The following is a 19031-nucleotide window of genomic DNA, read 5'->3' as shown; positions in this document are numbered from 1 at the left end:
AGTTGCAAAAGCCTAGCGGCCGATTTCCATAGAATTAATGTATTTGCGGCCAGCTTCCAGAGCGGCGGAGGTCGCTGCCTGCAACCCCATGTCGCGTGATTTCGCAAGCTTGATGAGCATGGGCAGATTCGCCCCGTAGAGGATTCGCCGCTCGGGGCCGGTGCAGGCAGGCATCGACAGGTTGGACGGTGATCCGCCGAACATGTCGGTGACGACCACCACGCCGGAACCGGCATCCACCGCAGCGGCGGCGGCGGCGATCTCGGCCTGTTTGGCCGCGCGGTCGTGGTCATATTCGATGGAGATTGCCACGATACCGGTCTGTTTGCCGATCACATGCTCGATCGCCGCGAGGTATTCGCGGGCCAGACCACCATGGGCAACGATCACGATCCCGATCACGAGGCGACCTATTCGCTCTTATCTGCTGCGGCATGCGCCGCGATGCGTTCCAGTTCCCTGTGCCGTTTAGACACCTGCCACCCGGCCTGTGCAAGGGCATTTGACAGCTTTTCGGCAATCGCCACGGACCTGTGTTGCCCCCCTGTACAGCCAAAGCCGATAGAAAGCTGGGTTTTCCCCTCCTGCGTGTATTCTGGCAGAAGATACTCAACCAGATCGTGAATTCGCCGGAAGAAGCCGGAGAACCGGGTATCGGACAGGATGAAATCCACAACCGCCGGGTCGCGTCCGTCGCGCAGTCGCAGACCGGGTTGCCAATGCGGATTGTTCAGAAACCGGCAGTCAAAGACCAGATCCACACCGGCGGGAATGCCGCGCTTGTAGGAGAAGGACTCAACATGCACCTGCATGTTTTGCGCTCCGGGCTGACCAAAGAGCCGCTGCATATGCGCGCGCAGATCATGCGGTGTCATGCTTTCGGTCTCGACCAGAACGTCTGCGCGCATGCGAACCGGCTGCATCAGCCGCGCTTCAAGCTCGATCCCCTCGCGCGCTGTTCTGTCGGGACTGAGGGGATGGCGGCGGCGAGTCTCGGAATAGCGCTGGATCAGGGTTGTCACAGGGCAATCAAGATAGACCAGATCGAAATCGAAACGCGGCGAGGCGGAGAATTCCTCGACCAGCGCCAGCAGCGCATTGACCGCGAAATCGCGATTGCGGGGATCGAGGACCAGCGCAAGCGGTCGGTCCAGGGGCGCGGCGACCAGTCGCGACACCAGACTGATCGGCATGTTGTCAATCGCTTCATAGCCCAGATCCTCCAGCGCGCGCAGCGCCGTACTGCGGCCCGCCCCGGAGGGCCCGGTCAGAAGGACCAGACGATCTGACTTGCTCAGCGCGCTGGACTGCAGGGACATGCTAATGCTCCTCGTCCTGCCAGTGGCGTGACAGCACATAGTGTTTCAGCGCCACTGCAAAAACCCTGCCAGAAGCATGGCGCAGGCGCGGCACTGTCACACCCTGAATATCTGTCACATGGCGCTGCGGCAAGCGCTCGGTCTCGTCCTCATCAAGATCGACCACAACCGCCAGCACCGCGCTGTCAACGGGATCAAGGCGCAGGATACCGACCCGGCGCAACTCGATCAGGCCATGCAGCGCGGGCGGGGACGAGAGGCGGATTTCTCCGCCCTCCCGGCGCAGTTCGGTCTGGTCATCAGCGATCAGCCGGGCCCCGTGGCCGATCAGTTCCAGCGCCAGTTCGGATTTGCCGCTGCCGGAGCGGCCGGTGATCAGCAGACCTGCCCAGGATCCATCGAGATCAAATGCAACAGCAGAGCCATGGATCATGTCCGGCACGGCAGGCGCGCTCAAAGCGGCAGGCCGACCACGAAACGCGCGCCAAGCGGCGGGCTTTCAGGATCTGCCCCGTTTGCACGAATATTCTCGGCCCAGATCACGCCCTGATGCGCTTCGATGATCTGCTTGGATATTGCGAGCCCCAGACCTGAATGATTGCCGAATTGCTGGACCGGGCGTTCCGAATAGAAGCGCTTGAAAACTTTCTTGAGGGCGTTATCAGGAATGCCCGGCCCGGTATCTTCCACCACCACCAACACGCGGTCATGCCGCTGCCGTGCCCAGACACGCACGGCATCTCCTTCTTCACAGAAGGAAATCGCATTCGTGATCAGATTGACGAAGACCTGTGCCAGACGCCCCTCCAGCCCGGTGATGCGGATCGGTTCCTGCGGCAGGATCTTGATGAACTCGACGCCTTTTTCGCGCGCTTCCTGCGACAGGTGCTGACACAGATTGTTCAGCAGCACGGTAAGGTCGAATTCCTCCTGCTCTTCCTTGACCAGTTCCGCATCCAGACGCGAGGCATTGGACGTGTCCGAGACCAGCCGGTCCAGTCGGCGCACATCATGTTCGATCACCTCCAGCAGGCGCTGGATCTGATCGGGGCGCTTGGCCATGCGCAGGCTGCCGACAGCGGAGCGCAGCGAGGCCAGCGGGTTCTTGATCTCATGCGCCACATCGGCGGCAAATTGTTCATTCGCCTCGACCCGGTCATAAAGCGCGCTGACAATGCCGCGCATCGCACGGGACAGATCGCCGATTTCATCGGGGCGACCGGACAGATCGGGGATACGCACACGCGCGCCGGGCTGGTTCTTGCGCGCATCCCGGCGCTTGCCAAGCTCGGCCGCCATGGCAAGATCGGCCAGCGGGTTGGCGATTGTCGAGGCCAGCACGAAACTCAGGCCAATCGAGACCAGCACGGCGATCAGGAAAAACTGGAACACCTGCTCGCGCTCCTGACGCATCAACTGCGCCGTGTCAGCGGAATCGCGGCGCAGGAACACGGCCCCGGCGAAATCACCCTCGCGCAGGACTGGGGCGCTTGCGGCCAGCCACATCGTATCCGTGCCATCGCGTTGGGTATGGCTGGCGCTTTGCCCGGCCCGGTTGGACACGAACATCGAGCGCGCAACGGATTGGAAATCCGTTGCCTCGGGACCGCCCCGGTCAATCGGCGTGATCGAGGTCATGCCGGTCCAGATTGCCCGCAACAGATCACTGATCGGCGTCGCGCGTCGCGCCATCTGGCTGCCGGGAACCGCCTCATTGCCCTGAATCTGACCAACGATCTGGCCCTGGGCATCGATCAGCAGCAATTCAAAGCGCCGATCCATCGAGAAACTGTTCTGCAGGGCGGCGCGCGCGGTATCCATGTCGCCCGGGCCCGAGAGCATGCGGGCGAGGATCTGGACATTCGTTGCGAGCATTTCTTCCTGCTGGCGCAGAAGAGAATCCCGGAACGGGTTCGTGAACAGGATACTCGCGATCAGGATGACGAGCGCCACAAGATTGAACAGCGCGATCTTGCGGGCAAGTGGTGAACTCGAAATGCTGAACATTCCGCGGCGCGCGCGCGATGCGCGTACCTCGGTCTCGACCGCGTCGCCGGGGCCTATCCAGTCATCGCCAAGAACGATATCCGTTCTCGATGCAGTTGCCTCCGTCTGCACTCCAGCACCCGATTTTCTGTCCGTCAGGCTTCGCACCGACCGGCCTTGTGTCACGCTTCGTTATATTTGTAACCGATCCCGTACAGCGTCTCGATGGACGAGAATTCCTCGTCAACGCTGCGCATCTTCTTGCGCAACCGCTTGATGTGGCTGTCGATCGTGCGGTCGTCGACATAGACCTGATCCTCATAGGCCACATCCATCAACTGATCGCGCGACTTTACCACACCGGGACGCTGGGCGAGGGCCTGCAACAGCAGAAATTCTGTCACGGTCAGGGTGACATCTTCGCCCTTCCATTTCACCTGATGGCGCAGCGGATCCATTTCCAGATTGCCGCGTACCAGAACCTTGGCCTCGTCGCCGGCATCCGGTCCCGCCTCGATCGCCTGCTTGCGGCGCAACAGCGCGCGGATCCGTTCGACCAGCAGACGTTGGGAGAAGGGCTTTTTCACATAGTCATCCGCGCCCATGCGCAGCCCGAGCACTTCGTCGATCTCGTCATCCTTGGAGGTCAGGAAAATGATCGGCATCTGGGTTTTCTGCCGCAGCCGCTGCAGCAATTCCATCCCGTCCATGCGCGGCATCTTCATGTCCAGAACAGCCATATCGGGCATCTTGCGATTGAAGGCATCCAGCGCCGCCTGCCCGTCATTATAGGTTTCCACCTCGAACCCTTCGGCCTCAAGGCAGATTGATACGGATGTCAGGATATTGCGGTCATCATCGACCAGTGCGATTTTCGACATGTGCCTGCCCTTTACGTCTGCTTTTATGGCGATTTCGCCTTAATTTTGCCACATAGTCGCCCAATCCCATGTTTGTCGCAACAAAATAACAGCACAGCCCCGGTTTTCATCGCTGATTCGCGACCAACCGTGCGAAACAGCAACACTCTGTATGCGCTGAATTTCCTAATGTTGCGCTAACGTCCGGTTGATTGCGCTAACCATACGATATCGACCTATGCTTTGCCACAATCGTGGTGTTATAGGGCAATCAGCAGCCGGGCAGCATGATGTGCCGATGACGAATTTTCTTTTGACCAGGTGATTGCACCCGTTTCTGGAACCACGTGCCAAATGGAGCCGCCACGATGACCACACCCCGCGTCAACCCGAACAAACGCCTGGAAGACCAAGGTATTGTCGGAGTGTCGAAGGCCTATTACAACCTGCTGGAGCCTGCCCTTGTCGAAGCCGCGATCCAGCGCGGCGAGGGGCGGCTGGGGCTTGGGGGCGCGTTTCTGGCCTCGACCGGCACGCATACGGGTCGTTCGCCCAAAGACAAATTCGTGGTGCGCAGCCCCGAGGTCGAAAACAAGATCTGGTGGGAAAACAACGCTCCGATGGCGCAGGCGGCCTTTGATCAGTTGCATGCCGACATGCTGGCCCATCTGCAAGGGCGCGAGGTTTTCGTGCAGGATCTCTATGGTGGAGCGGATCCGGCGCATCGTCTGGATGTGCGCGTGGTGACGGAACTGGCCTGGCACGGGCTGTTCATCCGCCATCTGCTGCGCCGCCCCGCCGCCGAGGAACTGGCCACATTCGAGCCGGAATTCACCATCATCAACTGCCCGAGCTTCAAGGCCGACCCGGCCCGCCATGGCTGCCGCTCCGAAACCGTGATCGCGCTGGATCTGAGCCGCAAGATCATTCTGATCGCCAACACGGCCTATGCCGGCGAGAACAAGAAATCGGTCTTCACGCTGCTGAACTACATCCTGCCGGAAAAGGGTGTGATGCCGATGCATTGCTCGGCCAATCATGCGCTGGATGATCCGCAGGATTCGGCGGTGTTCTTCGGCCTGTCAGGCACCGGCAAGACCACGCTTTCCGCCGATCCCGCGCGCATCCTGATCGGGGATGACGAACATGGCTGGTCGGATACTGGCATCTTCAATTTCGAGGGGGGCTGCTACGCCAAGACCATCAATCTCGATGCCGAGGCCGAGCCGGAAATCTATGCGACGACGCATCGCTTCGCCTCGGTGGTCGAGAACATGGTCTATGACCCGGACACGCTGGAGCTGGATTTCACCGATGACAGCCTGACCGCGAATACCCGCGTGGCCTATCCGCTGGACGCAATCTCGAATGCATCCGAGACCTCGCTGGGCGGGGTGCCGAAGAACATCATCATGCTGACCTGCGATGCTTTCGGCGTGCTGCCCCCCATCGCCCGGCTGACGCCTGCGCAGGCGATGTATCATTTCCTGTCGGGCTTCACCTCGAAAGTGGCCGGGACCGAACAGGGCGTGACCGAACCGCAGCCGACTTTCTCGACCTGTTTCGGCGCCCCCTTCATGCCGCGCCGCCCCGAGGTCTATGGCAAGCTCTTGCAGGAGAAGATCGCGCGTTTCGGGGCGGAATGCTGGCTGGTCAATACCGGCTGGACCGGTGGCGCCTATGGCACCGGGTCACGCATGCCGATCAAGGCCACCCGCGCGCTTCTGAGTGCCGCGCTGGACGGATCCCTGCGCGAAGTCGAGTTCCGCCGCGATCCGAATTTCGGCTTTGACGTGCCGGTTTCCGTGCCCGGTGTCGCGGATGTGCTGCTTGACCCGCGCCGGACCTGGGAAGACGGCGCAGCCTATGACCGCCAGGCCGCGAAACTTGTCGGGATGTTCGCCGAGAATTTCGCGCAATATGTGCCCTATATTGATGATGAAGTGAAACAGGCGGCCATCGGCTGATCCGGCCCACTCTGCGATCTGATCGAGAAAGCCCCGCCTGTTCAGGCGGGGCTTTCTGCTTCGTGGGGTCATCTCCCCCCAATATTCTTGCGAGACAGCAATCAGGAGCCGGTGGCGCTGCGATACCAGCGGGCGATTTCGGCGCGGGCTTCGTCCGCCATCTGAACCGAGCTGCGCGGTGGCATGGCATGGCTGATGCCGGATTGCAGATAGATGGTCTGGGCGGCGCGGGCGACCTGTGCTTCGGTTTCCAGTATGATCCCTTTCGGCGCCCAGTAGAGGCCCGGCCAGACCGGATCTTCGGCATGGCACATCGAGCAATGGCCAACCACGGCCCAATAGGCGTCTTCGAAATGCGGATCCTCGACGAAGCGGGCGACAGATGCCGGGAGTGCCGCGAGATCTTCCTCCTCGGCCGCGCGGGGCTGGCCGAGGGTCGAGAGCATGATGATGGTCAGAAACAGCACCGTCGTCGCCGCCCATGTCCACCATTTATAGCCGCCCCCCATATGCAGGGTGTTGAAGAAATGCCGGATCGTCACCCCCATCAGGAAGACCAGCGCCGCAATGAGCCAGTTGAACTCGGAGGCGAAGGCCAGCGGGTAGTGATTGGACAGCATCAGGAAAATGACCGGCAGGGTCAGATAGTTGTTATGGGTCGAACGCTGCTTGGCGATCTTGCCGTATTTCGGATCCGGCGTGCGCCCGGCCTTGAGGTCTTCCACCACGATCTTCTGATTGGGGATGATGATGAAGAACACATTCGCCGACATGATGGTGGCGGTGAAGGCACCAAGATGCAGAAGTGCCGCCCGACCGGTGAAAACCTGCGTGTAGCCCCAGGCCATGATCACCAGGAGAACGAAAAGCAGGATCATCAGCCGCGTATTGTCCTCGCCGAAGCGCGACTTGCAGAGCAGGTCATAGATCACCCAGCCCAGACCCAGCGAGGCCAGCGAGATCGCGATCGCCTGCCAGACCGCGAGATCGGCCACATTGACATCGATCAGGTAGAATTCGGCACCGACATAATAGATCAGCGCCAGAAGCACGAAGCCTGAAAGCCATGTCGAATAGCTTTGCCATTTGTGCCAGATCAGGTGATCGGGCATCTTGTCGGGGGCAACCAGATATTTCTGGATATGGTAGAAGCCACCGCCATGGACCTGCCATTCCTCGCCATGCGCGCCGGGCGCAAGCGATGGCGATTTGCGCAGGCCCAGATCGAGGGCGATGAAATAGAAACTCGATCCGATCCAGGCAATCGCCGTGACCACATGCAGCCAGCGTATGGCGAATTCCGCCCAAGCGCCGAAGATAACCAAATCAAGCATCGCGCCCTCCTAGTATTTATTCGCGTCAGCCCAGACCCTATACCGGCAGCCCGCTTTCTGTTAATTCCAGAAAACACCGATCACTTTCAAATGCAGCTTGAAAATCGCCATGGCCTATCTCAACAATGTCCAGATGTTCGTGCGTGTCTATGAATTGGGCAGCATGTCCGCCGCCGCGCGCGATCAGCGCACCTCGCCAGCCGTCGCCTCGGCCCGTGTGGCGGAACTGGAAAAGCATCTGGGGGTGCGGCTGTTCAACCGCACCACCCGGTCGCTGCAGCCCACGTCGAACGGGCAGATCTTCTATGAAGGCGCGCTGAAGATCCTCGATGCGATTTCCGAGGCCGAGGGCGCATTGACCCATGCTTCCGCCAAGCCGCGCGGAACGCTCTTTGTCGCGGCCCCGCTTGGCATCGGGCGAAGGCTGATCGCGCCGCATGTGCCGGGGTTCAAGGATGAAAACCCCGAGATCGAACTGCGCCTGCGCCTGTCAGACCGCAGCATTGATGTGACCGCCGAAGGGCTGGATCTGGTCTTTCATCTGGGCACGCTGGAGGATTCGACGCTGAAAATGCGGGTGATCGCGGAATGTCCGCGCGTACTTTGTGCGGCGCCGGATTATGTCGCGCGACGCGGCATGCCTGCGGATGGCGCGGCATTGGTGCGCGACCGGCATGACTGCCTGAACCTGCGCTTTCCCGGTGCGCGCGAATTTCAATGGACGCTGCAAGGGCCGGACGGTCCGCAGCGCTACAAGATCGCAGGGCCCTACGAATCGGATGATGGCGATGTGCTGACCGGCTGGGCGCTGGACGGGCGCGGGATCGTGATGAAACCGGTATTCGAGGTGGCCGAGCATCTGGTCAGCGGTGCATTGGTGCCTGTGGCCGAAGCCACGCCCCCCCTGCCCGTCACACTGGCCGCGCTGACGCCACATCGCCGCCTGCGCGACCCGAAAGTGACGATCTTTGCGGATTTCATCGCAGCGCGGATCAAGGCGGCGCTGGCCGAGGCCGAGAAAGCGCTGGCTCAGCTGCCGCGATAGGTCGAAAAGCTGAAGGGCGAGAGCAGGAGCGGTACATGGTAATGGCTGTCGGGGTCGCTGATGCCGAAACGGATCGGCACTTCGTCCAGAAACAGCGGGTCGGCCCCGGCCTGCCCGGTCGCCCGCAGATAGTCGCCCGCCGCAAAGACCAGCTCATAAACGCCGGTCTCGAAACGCTCCGCGGGCAGGATCGGGCTGTCCGTGCGCCCGTCATCATTGGTGCGCATCGTCACCACCAGATCCCGCGCGCCGTCCCTCAGGCGATAGAGCGTGATCTCCAGTCCTTCGGCGGGCAGACCGCGCGCCGTGTCCAGAACATGCGTTGTCAGAAAACCGGCCATGATGCCCCCCTGCTGATACGGATTCGCCTGATCTTGCAGCGCCGGGGCATAAACTTCCAGCCTCATGCTCCTGGCGCAGATTTGAGGTCTTTCAAAAATTCCCAGAAAGCGGAATTGATTATTCTGCTTTAGAACAAAATGAACTGACTATCTGGAGGTTTCCCCGTGCATCGCTACCCGCGCAATCTGACTGGATATGGTGCCACGCCCCCCAAGGCCGGGTGGCCGGGCGGGGCAAAGATCGCGATCTCGCTCGTGCTGAACTACGAGGAGGGCGGCGAGAACAGCCTGCTGCATGGCGACGCGGCCTCTGAGGGCTTTCTGTCCGATATTCCCGGTGCACAGCCCTGGCCGGGCATGCGGCACTGGAACATGGAATCCATCTATGATTACGGCGCGCGGGCCGGGTTCTGGCGTCTGCACCGGCTGTTCACTGCGCGCGAGCTGCCGGTGACCATTTACGGTGTGGCCTCGGCGCTGGCGCGCAATCCCGAACAGGTTGCAGCCATGAAAGCGGCGGATTGGGAAATCGCCAGCCACGGGCTGAAATGGGTCGAACACCGCGACATGCCAGAAGAAGAGGAACGCGCCGCGATCCGGGACGCGATCCGCCTGCATACCGAGGTCGTGGGCGAGGCCCCGCGCGGCTGGTATACCGGGCGCTGTTCGGTCAATACCGTCCGGCTTGCGGCAGAGACCGGCCAGTTCGACTGGATTTCAGATACTTATGATGATGACCTGCCGCATTGGATGGAATTCGGCGCGCGCGATCAACTGATCCTGCCCTATACGCTAGAGGCCAATGACATGCGTTTTGCCACGGCCCCCGGCTGGGTCACAGGGCGCGATTTCGAGGAGTATCTGAAAGATGCTTTTGATGTGCTCTATGCCGAAGGGGAGGCAGGCGCGCCGAAGATGCTGTCCATCGGCCTGCATTGCCGCCTGATCGGGCGCCCCGGCAAGATCGCCGGTCTGATGCGCTTCCTCGATCACGCGATGGCGCATGAAGGTGTCTGGTTCGCGCGCCGTCAGGATATCGCGCAGCATTGGGCCGCCACCCACCCGCATGCGCGCCGCGACCGGCCCAGCGCCATGGACCGCGCGGCTTTCGTGGCGAGGTTCGGCGGCATCTATGAGCACTCGCCCTGGGTCGCCGAAGCCGCCCATGCGCTGGAACTCGGCCCCGCCCATGACAGCGCGGCGGGTCTGGCCAATGCCATGGCGCGCGCCTTCCGCAGCGCCAGTGATGACGCGCGCATGGCCGTTCTGCGTGCCCACCCGGACCTTGCCGGAAAACTCGCCGCTGCCAAGCGCCTGACCGCGGAATCCACCAACGAACAGGCAAGTGCCGGGCTCGACGCCCTGACCGATGCGGAGCGCGACAGCTTCCAGAAGATGAACACCGCCTATGTCGAGAAACATGGCTTCCCCTTCATCATCGCGGTGCGCGACAACAGCAAGGCCAGCATCCAGCAAGCCTTTCAGGACCGGCTCGAAAATGACAGCGCCACCGAATTCGCCACCGCCTGCCGTCAGGTCGAACGCATCGCGGAACTGCGGCTGAAGGATATCCTGCCCTGAGTGTTTCATCTTGCCATAAATACTCACCACTCCCTCACGCCCTAGCCCGAGGCCGGACATGACGCGCATCCTCATCGCAGAAGCCCTGACCCCGACAGCTTTCGCCCCTTTCGGCGATGTGCTCGACACCACAGGCGCGCCGGACAAGCTGATCAATCAGGGTCTGTGCGGGCGCTTTCATGACCGGGCGCAGCTTGATTTCGGCGCGGGGGGGCGTGCGGGGATTTCGATCTTCGACGCAGAGCCGCGCGCCCTGCCCTATAGGCTCGACATGGTAGAGCGTCACCCGGAGGGCAGTCAGGCCTTCATTCCGATGCATGACGCGCCGTTTCTGGTGATTGTTGCGCAGGATCTGGGCGGCAGCCCCGACACCCCCCGCGCCTTCCTCACAAATGGCGCGCAGGGCATCAATTTTCACCGCAATATCTGGCATGGGGTGCTCACCCCCCTCAGCCAGCCCGGCCGGTTTGCCGTGATCGACCGGATCGGGCCGACGCCGAACCTTGAAGAACACTGGTTTTCAACCCCGTGGGAGGTGCGCGGCCCGGCTTGAGGAGGAAGCCCCGCGCCACGATCCAGCCTTGAAGGTCAGGCCGGCCTTCAGGGACCGCTCCCGCTTTCCTGAGGAGGACTTCACCATGGCTGATTCATCGCTCGGGACCGCCGCGCAATTGCGCGACCCCGATTACACACCGCCGCTCTACAAGGCCATTCCGCTCGGCGTTCAGCATGTGCTGGCGATGTTCGTCTCGAACGTGACGCCCGCGATCATCGTGGCGGGGGCTGCGGGATTCGGCTTTGGCTCCGGCTCGCCCGATTTCCCGAATCTGATCTATATGTTGCAGATGTCGATGTTCTTTGCAGGCGTGGCGACGCTGCTGCAGACCATCACCTTCGGCCCGGTCGGCGCGCGGCTGCCCATCGTGCAGGGCACATCTTTCGCCTTCATCCCGATCATGATCCCGCTTGTGGCAGGCAAGGGCGTGGATGCCATGGCAGCGGTCATGGGCGGCATTCTGGTGGGCGGGCTGTTTCACGCTGCCCTTGGCACTGTGATCGGACGCATCCGCTTTGCCCTGCCCCCGCTTGTGACCGGATTGGTTGTCACCATGATCGGCCTCGCGCTGGTGCGTGTAGGTGTCCAATACGCTGCGGGCGGTGTGCCGCTGATGGGCACGGAACAGTTCGGCAATCTGCAAAGCTGGTCCATCGCGCTTGTGGTGATCTTCGTCACGCTGGGGCTGAAATTCTTTGCCCGTGGCATGCTCTCGGTCTCTGCCGTGCTGCTTGGGCTGTTTGCGGGCTATATCGTGGCGCTGTTGATGGGCAAGGTCAGTTTCGCCCCCATCGGCACCGCAGCGCCCTTCGCCCTGCCCAACCCGCTGCATTTCGGCATTGAATTCACCGCTGCCGCGATCATCGGCTTCTGTGCCATGGCCTTTGTCTCTGCGGTCGAGACGGTGGGCGATGTCTCGGGGATCACCAAAGGCGGCGCGGGGCGCGAAGCCACCGAGCGCGAGATCGAAGGTGCGACCTATGCTGACGGGATCGGTACCGCCGTTTCGGGCCTGTTCGGGGCGCTGCCGAATACGAGCTTCAGCCAGAATGTGGGCCTGATCGCCATGACCGGTGTCATGAGCCGCCATGTCGTGACCATCGGCGCCATATTCCTGATCATCGCGGGGCTGTTCCCGAAAGTCGGCGCCGTGATCTCGACCGTACCCATCGAGGTTCTGGGCGGCGGTGTGATCGTGATGTTCGGCATGGTCGTCGCAGCGGGGATCTCGATGCTGTCGGATGTGCTGTGGAACCGGCGCAATATGGTGATCTTCGCGATTGCGCTCTCGCTGGGGCTCGGGCTGCAACTGGAACCCTCGGCGCTGCAGCATCTGTCGGACACGCCGCGCGTGCTGCTGACCTCGGGCATCCTGCCCGCCGCAGCCATTGCCATCGTCCTGAACCTGATCCTGCCGCGCGATCTGGTCGGGGAGGCATCGGAAAAAGCGGCAAACGGCGCGCAGGGCCATGGCGCTGGCCTGAGCGGATCGCGGGACAGGTGATGTGACGGGGCCGGTTGAGACGACAAGCGCAACCGGCCCCGCGTTCATGATGGAAGCGATAGGGGCATGTCACAGGCAAGCCGGGTGGAAACCCACCTTCCGCGCGTCATCCGTGCGGGCGGCGCCCCCGCCTCAGCCCAGATCCGTGCGCCCGCCGAAAAGCTGGTCCATCGTCAGCGAGGGCTGCGCGCAGCCTGCTTCGCCAACGATCCGCGCCGGGATGCCCGCAACCGTCTTGCGCGTGGGCACATCTTCGAGCACCACCGACCCGGCTGCGATCCGGGCGCAATCGCCGACATGGATATTGCCCAGAACCTTGGCCCCGGCCCCGATCAGCACGCCATTGCCGATCTTGGGATGGCGGTCGCCATCTTCCTTGCCGGTCCCGCCCAGCGTCACCGAATGCAGCATCGAGACATTATCGCCCACCACCGCAGTTTCCCCCACGACAATGGAATGCGCGTGATCGATCATGATCCCCTTGCCGATCCGCGCGCCGGGGTGAATATCGACGCCAAAGCACTCGGACACCCGCATCTGGATCAAGCTTGCGAAATCGGTGCGGCCCTGCTTGCTCAGCCAATGCGCGATCCGGTAAGCCTGAACCGCCTGATAGCCCTTGAAATACAGCAGCGGCTTCAGGAAGCGGTTGCAGGCCGGATCACGCTCATAGGTTGCCACGATATCGGCGCGGGCGGCCTCGCCCAGTGACGGATCATCGGCATGGGCCGCATCCATGATCTCGCGCAGAATCTGCTCTGACATCTCGGCAGACGCGAGCTTCTGCGACAGGCGGAAGGCAAGCGCCTGTTCCAGCGTGCGGTGATGCAGAATCGAGGAATGGAACATTCCCCCCAGAAGCGGCTCCTGTTCGACCGAGGCCTGGGCTTCGTCGCGGATGGTTTCCCAGACGGGATCAAGACGGGCGATCCGGTTTGTCGCTTGCGAGCTCGGTTCTTTGCGGGCGGGCATGGTCATCCTTCCTGACAGTCAGATCGTGCATCGCATGCACGAAGGGTCACATAAGGAGTCTAGCACGAAAAGCAACGCTTTGCGCAGCGATATTCCCGATGCTCTCAGCCGCGCGCCAGCAGTTGCAGGGCACGCAACCGCGCGGGCGGAATGGAGGCGGTCTCGACGGCGGTGAAGACATGCAGCGTGTCAAGCTCCGGATCGATCACCGCATGGTCAGACACCCAGCCCCCCAATCCGAGATAGAGCCGCAACAGCGCCGGCACCTGACGCAGACCCGTCATCTCTGCACTGCCCCCCGCATCCGGCAGTTCCAGCACCTGCGTCGCAGCACGGGCGGGACGCAGGTGTGCCGGGCCGATATGATTCGCCGCCAGGTATTTCAGCGCGCCCGCATGACGCGCGGGATCGGCCCCGCGAAACGAGGCGCAGCCGATCAGCAATTCGCTGCCGCTTTCCTGTGCCAACCGCGTCAGCCCGGCAAGAAGCGCGCGCAACAGGTCCGGGTCATGAACATGCGCCGCATCGATGCAGATACGCCCGATCTCCATGCAACTCTGCCCGCTGCGCCCCAACTCGCCCAGATCGTAGAATTGCGCCGTATAGCAGTCGCGAAGGGCGCTATCCCCCTGCAGAACGCGAAGACGCGCTGCGGCCAGAACCTCTTGATCAGTGGATTTGCGGATCAGAAGGTGCCGGCAGAGCGGGTCAAAACGATCCATGTCGCTGACACCCGGAGCGCCGCGAAAGCGCGTGTCGCGCAAACGCTGCACGGCTTTCATGTCCTCGGCGCTGCGGGCCAGCCCGATATGCAGCATTCCGAGGTCGAAACCCCAGTCCGGGGCCTCCACCGCAGCATCCTGCACAGGATCAGGGTCGCGTCCGCCGGTCATGCCTGCCCCCTGCCTTGGCGCCCCATTGCGACGTGGTGTGCAGTCGCGCCTCAGCGTCCGCCCAGCATCTGCGCCGGGTTGAACTGCCCGATATTCGAGAAGAGCTGGCGCAGGATCGTCCCGCTCGTCAAGCCCGGCGAGGTCACGCGGCGCGAGAGCGCGACCACTTCGCCCTGTTCAAGCCCGAACCGCTCGATATTCGAGACACGCCCGCCGCCATCGAAGGAAATCGTGACCACTTCACGCTTCACCTCGACGGGCGGGCGCCAGCCTTCGTGGCGCCAGTCGCTTTGCACATAATACCAGGCCGAGCCTTCCATCACCCCGGTCAGGCCCGGACGGCCAATCTTCTCGGCCACGGTCTCGCGCGTGTCACGCCCGATCTCGATATCCGCCAGCAGCCCGTCATCCGGGGCATAGCCGTGAAAGCGCATGACGGGGCTGCACCCTGCCAAAGCGAGCGCGAAAACAGCAGTCAGGGCGATCAGAAACCAGCGATGCATCATCTTGTCCGAACGTCCCCAATTGCTTCCGGCATAACGTGTTTTTGAGCGTTTCCCTGCGCGATCCGCAGCAAACCGCTTTCTTTCACGCTCAGGGATACAGAAGGACGCCTTGCTATTCAAGAATGGAACGCAATGCGTTATGGGATTGTGCAAACCTGAAACCTTTAAGGAACCCGGACCCGTGACCGAGATCCCCCATTCCATCGACGCCGTGTCCCTGCTTGCCCCTCTCAGGGTTGCCCGTCTGGGCGGCCGCAAGTCCGTGACCATCGACCTGCAGCCCGATGCGGCGCAACGCCAGCAGATCGCTGCGGCGCTTGGGCTGGAGGCATTGCGCAAATTCCGCTTTCAGGGGGTCCTGCGCCCCCTGCGCCGCTCGGACTGGGAACTGGTCGCGGAGCTTGGCGCAACCGTGGTTCAGCCCTGTGCGGTCACACTCGCCCCCGTCACGACCCGGATCGACGAGACTGTGACGCGCGCATTTCTGGCCGATCTGCCCGAACCCGAAGGGCTGGAGGTCGAGATGCCCGAGGATGACACGATAGAGCCGCTCGGCTCTCAGATCGACATCTCGGCCATCGCCATCGAGGCGCTGTCCTTGGCGCTGCCCGCCTTTCCGCGCGCCCCGGATGCCGCGCTGTCCCCCTCGGGCGCGCTGAATATCGCGCCACCCGGCGCTGCCCCCTTGCCTGAGTCGCGCCCCAAACCCTTTGCCGGGCTTGCCGCGCTACAGGGCAAACTCGCCGGACAAGCCGGAAAGACACCGGAATCTGACGATTGAGCCTTGCATAGACACGATTTATCACTATTTTGCGCGGCTCGTGAATTGAGGGCTTGGAAGCCACGGGCAATCCGTGTATTCCCCGCCGAAATCGCATCTTCCCACTTTCGCGTCGGGACGGCCCAGGTCTTGGGTGAATGGTCCGGATGCTCTGACAACAGAGGTTTGACATGGCTGTTCAACAGAACCGCGTGACCCGCTCCCGCCGTAACATGCGCCGCGCGCATGACGCTCTGGTTGCGGCCAATCCCAATGAGTGCACCAATTGCGGCGAGCTGAAGCGCCCGCATCATGTCTGCCCGTCCTGCGGCCACTATGGTGATCGCGAAGTCGTGGCCCAGACCGGCGCGGTCGATCTGGAAGACGACGCGGCCTGAGGCCAGCGGCCCCCGAAACGGGGCCGGCCTTGAGAAGCGCCGCTCGGCATGACGCAAGAAGCACCATCCAGAAGAATCACGATTTCCGTCGACGCCATGGGGGGCGATCAAGGCCCCTCTGCGGTCGTTGAAGGCTGCGCGCAATCCGCCGCAAAGAATGGCGTGATCGGATTTCTTCTGCACGGAGACGAGGCCCAGCTTGCGCCGCTGGTTGCCCGTCACCCTGTGCTTCGTGGCATCACGCGCATCCAGCACAGCCCCGATGTTGTGCGCATGCACGACAAGCCCAGCCAGGTGATGCGGCGCGGGCGCGAGACCTCGATGTGGTCCGCGCTGACCGCGCTGCGCGAAGGCGAAGCGCAGGCGGCGGTGTCCTGCGGCAATACCGGTGCGTTGATGGCCGTGGCGATGCTGCGCCTGCGCAAGCTGCATGGCGTGCACCGACCGGCGATAGCCTGCCTCTGGCCCTCGCGCGGCGAAAGCGGTTTCAACACCATGCTGGATGTTGGCGCGGATGTGCGCGCCGACGAGGAATCGCTGCTGCAATATGCGCTGATGGGGGCGGCCTATTACCGCAATGCCTTTGACACAGCGCGCCCGCGCGTGGGCTTGCTGAATGTCGGCACCGAAGAACACAAGGGCCGCGCCGAAATCAAGGAAGCCGCGCAACTGATCGCAGATGCCGCAGAAATCGGGCGCTATGATTTCGTGGGTTTTGTCGAAGGCACGGATCTGGCCTCGGCGCATGTCGATGTGATCGTGACGGATGGCTTTACCGGCAATGTCGCGCTGAAAACCGGCGAAGGCACGGCAAGGCTCATCGTCGATACGCTGCGCGACGAGTTGACAGCATCGCTATTGTCGCGCGTCGGCGGGCTTGCGGCTTACGGCCCGCTCAAGCGGCTGCAAAAGCGCATGGACCCGCGCCGCATGAATGGCGGGGTGTTTCTGGGCCTGAACGGAACCGTGGTGAAATCGCATGGCTCGGCCGATGCGACCGGGGTTTCCGCCGCAATCAAGCTCGCCTTCCGGCTGGCGCAATCGGGCTTTCAGGACCGCATGGCCGATCGTCTGGCCTCGGTTGCCGATGCGCTGCAAGAGCGCGTCCTGAGCCGCCAGGAAGCGGCCCTGCCTGCGGAAGAGAGCGCCGCAGACACGCAAGACATGGGGCAAGCATGAGCCTGATCCGTCCTGTCATCCGTGGCACTGGCCACTACCTGCCAGAACGCGTGGTCGAGAACGCAGAATTTGCGAAGACGCTGGATACCAGCGATGACTGGATTGTCTCCCGTTCGGGGATCAAGCGGCGCCATTTTGCGGCAGAGGATGAATACACCTCGGATCTGGCGACATATGCGGCGCGCGCAGCACTGGAGAATGCCGGTGTCACCGCCGACACGATTGACGCGGTGATCGTGGCGACCTCGACGCCGGATTACACCTTCCCGGCGGTGGCAACCCAGGTTCAGGCCAATCTGGGCATCATCTCGGGCTTTGCTTTCGACATTCAGGCAGTCTGCGCGGGCTTTGTCTTTGCGCTGGCCAATGCGAGCGGGCTGATCCTAGCCGGTCAGGCAAAACGCGTGCTGGTCATCGGCGCCGAGACCTTCTCGCGCATCATGGATCCGACCGACCGCAGCACGGTGGTTCTGTTCGGCGACGGCGCGGGCGCGCTGGTGCTGGAAGCGCAGGAAGGCACCGGGGCCAGTACCGACCGCGGCGTGCTGGCCTGCGATCTGAACTCGGACGGGCGCTACCGTGATCTGCTTTATGTCGATGGCGGCGTCTCGCGCACGGGCCAGGCTGGCTATCTGCGGATGCAGGGGCGCGAGGTATTCCGCCATGCTGTCGAGAAGCTTGCGGCCACGGCGATGACCGCCCTCGACAAGGCCGGATTGACGGCGGCGGATGTCGACTGGATCGTGCCGCATCAGGCCAATCTGCGCATCATCAAGGGCACGGCCCAGAAGCTGGGTCTGCCGATGGAGCGTGTGGTCGTGACCGTGCAGGACCACGGAAACACATCCGCGGCCTCGATTCCGCTGGCCCTGTCGGTTGCCAATGCCGAAGGGCGCTTCAAACCGGGCGACCTGATCCTGACCGAAGCGATCGGCGGGGGGTTGAGCTGGGGCGCCGTGGCGCTGCGCTGGTAGCGCGATCGGCGCTTTCAGGCCGCTTGACAACCCACTGATATTGACTCGAAAATCGCTTTCCCCCATGCTGCCCCGCAAATGAGGGGGTAACAATGTCCAACAAGACCTTGACGCGCATGGACCTGACCGAAGCGGTTTTTCGCGAGGTCGGGCTGTCACGGAATGAATCCGCGACTCTGGTCGATTCGGTGCTGCAGCATGTGTCCGATGCGCTGGTCAGCGGCGAGCAGGTGAAGATCTCGTCTTTCGGGACATTCTCCGTGCGCGACAAGAATGCCCGTGTCGGACGCAACCCGAAGACGGGCGAGGAAGTGCCGATCTCGCCGCGCCGGGTTCTGACCTTCCGCCCCTCGCATCTGATGAAAGAACGCGTGGCCGAGGGCAACCGCAGATAGGAATCGCCATGCGCAAGGCACCTGACGCGTTCCGCACCATCAGCGAGGCGGCGGATGCGTTACAGACCCCGGCGCATGTGCTGCGCTTCTGGGAAAGCAAGTTTCCGCAGGTCAAGCCCGTGAAACGCGCGGGCGGGCGGCGCTATTACCGCCCTGCCGATATTGACCTGCTGTCCGGCATCAAGCTGCTGCTGCATGACCGTGGCATGACCATCCGCGGCGTGCAGAAGCTCATTCAGGAACAAGGCGTGCGCCATGTCGCCGCGCTTGCACCGATCACCGATGACGCGCCGGACTGGGATATCGAGGCCGTGGCCGAGCCGGTCGCAGATCCCGACGGCGAGATCGCGGATCTCGCGGCACTTGATGGCGCGAAAGCCGTTGCTTCAGAAGTCGCGGCACCCGACGATATCTCCGAGCTAGCAGCGCTCGACGCGGCACAGCCTGAGCCTGAGCCTGAG

Annotated in this window: 21 protein-coding genes; 11 read left to right on the top strand and 10 right to left on the bottom strand. The window is 62.5% G+C overall.

Annotated elements, in window-relative coordinates:
* Positions 1-12: 12 nt before the first annotated feature.
* The 5 genes from BG457_RS14825 to BG457_RS14805 are packed head-to-tail and all read right to left on the bottom strand — an operon-like array spanning position 13 to position 4186.
* Positions 13-402: a PTS sugar transporter subunit IIA gene (locus tag BG457_RS14825; protein ID WP_071798067.1), complete on the bottom strand. Its 390-nt coding sequence runs from the start codon at positions 400-402 to the stop codon at positions 13-15.
* 8 nt (positions 403-410) lie between these two features.
* Positions 411-1319, bottom strand: a complete 909-nt coding sequence (rapZ, locus tag BG457_RS14820; RefSeq protein ID WP_071798065.1) for an RNase adapter RapZ — start codon at positions 1317-1319, stop codon at positions 411-413.
* A 1-nt stretch (position 1320) separates the two neighbouring features.
* On the bottom strand, positions 1321-1776 hold the full coding sequence (locus tag BG457_RS14815) for an HPr kinase/phosphorylase (RefSeq protein ID WP_175546810.1): 456 nt from the start codon (positions 1774-1776) through the stop codon (positions 1321-1323).
* Positions 1773-3437 carry a sensor histidine kinase gene (locus tag BG457_RS14810; protein WP_071798061.1) on the bottom strand — a complete coding sequence of 555 codons (1665 nt, stop codon included), beginning with the start codon at positions 3435-3437 and terminating at the stop codon, positions 1773-1775. The genes BG457_RS14815 and BG457_RS14810 overlap by 4 nt, the downstream gene beginning before the upstream one ends.
* 50 nt (positions 3438-3487) lie before the next feature.
* Positions 3488-4186: a response regulator transcription factor gene (locus tag BG457_RS14805; protein ID WP_071798060.1), complete on the bottom strand. Its 699-nt coding sequence runs from the start codon at positions 4184-4186 to the stop codon at positions 3488-3490.
* Between the two features lie 347 nt (positions 4187-4533).
* Here BG457_RS14805 and BG457_RS14800 point away from each other — a divergent pair, with 347 nt between their 5' ends.
* On the top strand, positions 4534-6132 hold the full coding sequence (locus tag BG457_RS14800) for a phosphoenolpyruvate carboxykinase (RefSeq protein ID WP_071798058.1): 1599 nt from the start codon (positions 4534-4536) through the stop codon (positions 6130-6132).
* Positions 6133-6233: 101 nt separating this feature from the next.
* Here BG457_RS14800 and BG457_RS14795 read toward each other — a convergent pair whose 3' ends face one another.
* Positions 6234-7466: a urate hydroxylase PuuD gene (locus BG457_RS14795; RefSeq protein WP_071798055.1), complete on the bottom strand. Its 1233-nt coding sequence runs from the start codon at positions 7464-7466 to the stop codon at positions 6234-6236.
* A gap of 109 nt (positions 7467-7575) precedes the next feature.
* Between BG457_RS14795 and BG457_RS14790 the strand changes: the two genes are divergently transcribed.
* Entirely contained in the window at positions 7576-8511 is a 936-nt protein-coding gene (locus BG457_RS14790; protein ID WP_071798053.1) for a LysR family transcriptional regulator, read from the top strand.
* On the opposite strand, the gene uraH is transcribed toward BG457_RS14790, so the two are convergent.
* Complete coding sequence (gene uraH / locus BG457_RS14785; protein ID WP_071799200.1) at positions 8496-8852, bottom strand: hydroxyisourate hydrolase; 357 nt, start codon at positions 8850-8852, stop codon at positions 8496-8498. The genes BG457_RS14790 and uraH overlap by 16 nt on opposite strands.
* Positions 8853-9017: 165 nt before the next feature.
* Between uraH and puuE the strand changes: the two genes are divergently transcribed.
* From puuE to BG457_RS14770, 3 genes are all read left to right on the top strand, one after another.
* Positions 9018-10433 (top strand): allantoinase PuuE, encoded by a 1416-nt coding sequence (gene puuE / locus BG457_RS14780; protein ID WP_071798051.1) that lies wholly within the window; start codon positions 9018-9020, stop codon positions 10431-10433.
* A gap of 58 nt (positions 10434-10491) precedes the next feature.
* Complete coding sequence (locus BG457_RS14775) at positions 10492-10986, top strand: ureidoglycolate lyase (RefSeq protein WP_071798050.1); 495 nt, start codon at positions 10492-10494, stop codon at positions 10984-10986.
* Between the two features lie 85 nt (positions 10987-11071).
* Positions 11072-12493 (top strand): uracil-xanthine permease family protein, encoded by a 1422-nt coding sequence (locus BG457_RS14770; protein WP_071798047.1) that lies wholly within the window; start codon positions 11072-11074, stop codon positions 12491-12493.
* A 132-nt stretch (positions 12494-12625) separates the two neighbouring features.
* On the opposite strand, the gene cysE is transcribed toward BG457_RS14770, so the two are convergent.
* The 3 genes from cysE to BG457_RS14755 form a co-directional block, all read right to left on the bottom strand.
* Positions 12626-13465 (bottom strand): serine O-acetyltransferase, encoded by an 840-nt coding sequence (gene cysE, locus BG457_RS14765; protein ID WP_139257782.1) that lies wholly within the window; start codon positions 13463-13465, stop codon positions 12626-12628.
* 104 nt (positions 13466-13569) lie between these two features.
* Entirely contained in the window at positions 13570-14358 is a 789-nt protein-coding gene (locus tag BG457_RS14760) for a GNAT family N-acetyltransferase (RefSeq protein ID WP_084657663.1), read from the bottom strand.
* 50 nt (positions 14359-14408) lie between these two features.
* Positions 14409-14861, bottom strand: coding sequence for an outer membrane protein assembly factor BamE (locus tag BG457_RS14755; RefSeq protein WP_139257780.1), 453 nt, complete (start codon positions 14859-14861; stop codon positions 14409-14411).
* Positions 14862-15045: 184 nt separating this feature from the next.
* Between BG457_RS14755 and BG457_RS14750 the strand changes: the two genes are divergently transcribed.
* From BG457_RS14750 to BG457_RS20025, 6 genes are all read left to right on the top strand, one after another.
* Entirely contained in the window at positions 15046-15645 is a 600-nt protein-coding gene (locus BG457_RS14750; RefSeq protein WP_245771015.1) for a YceD family protein, read from the top strand.
* Between the two features lie 170 nt (positions 15646-15815).
* Positions 15816-16022, top strand: a complete 207-nt coding sequence (gene rpmF, locus BG457_RS14745) for a 50S ribosomal protein L32 (RefSeq protein ID WP_071798042.1) — start codon at positions 15816-15818, stop codon at positions 16020-16022.
* Between the two features lie 48 nt (positions 16023-16070).
* A complete protein-coding gene (plsX, locus tag BG457_RS14740; RefSeq protein ID WP_071798040.1) occupies positions 16071-17201 on the top strand; it encodes a phosphate acyltransferase PlsX in 1131 nt (376 codons plus the stop codon).
* Positions 17198-18175: a beta-ketoacyl-ACP synthase III gene (locus BG457_RS14735; RefSeq protein ID WP_071798038.1), complete on the top strand. Its 978-nt coding sequence runs from the start codon at positions 17198-17200 to the stop codon at positions 18173-18175. The genes plsX and BG457_RS14735 overlap by 4 nt, the downstream gene beginning before the upstream one ends.
* Before the next feature lie 92 nt (positions 18176-18267).
* Complete coding sequence (gene ihfA / locus BG457_RS14730; RefSeq protein WP_071798036.1) at positions 18268-18570, top strand: integration host factor subunit alpha; 303 nt, start codon at positions 18268-18270, stop codon at positions 18568-18570.
* 8 nt (positions 18571-18578) lie between these two features.
* Positions 18579-19031, top strand: a 453-nt coding sequence (locus BG457_RS20025; protein WP_175546809.1) for a MerR family transcriptional regulator, incomplete at its 3' end; no start/stop codon positions are given.

This window comes from Natronohydrobacter thiooxidans, assembly GCF_001884735.1.
In the GTDB taxonomy this organism is placed as follows: domain Bacteria; phylum Pseudomonadota; class Alphaproteobacteria; order Rhodobacterales; family Rhodobacteraceae; genus Roseinatronobacter; species Roseinatronobacter thiooxidans_A.
Note: the sequence above shows the minus strand (reverse complement) of the source record. Positions and strands in the feature narration are given on the sequence as shown.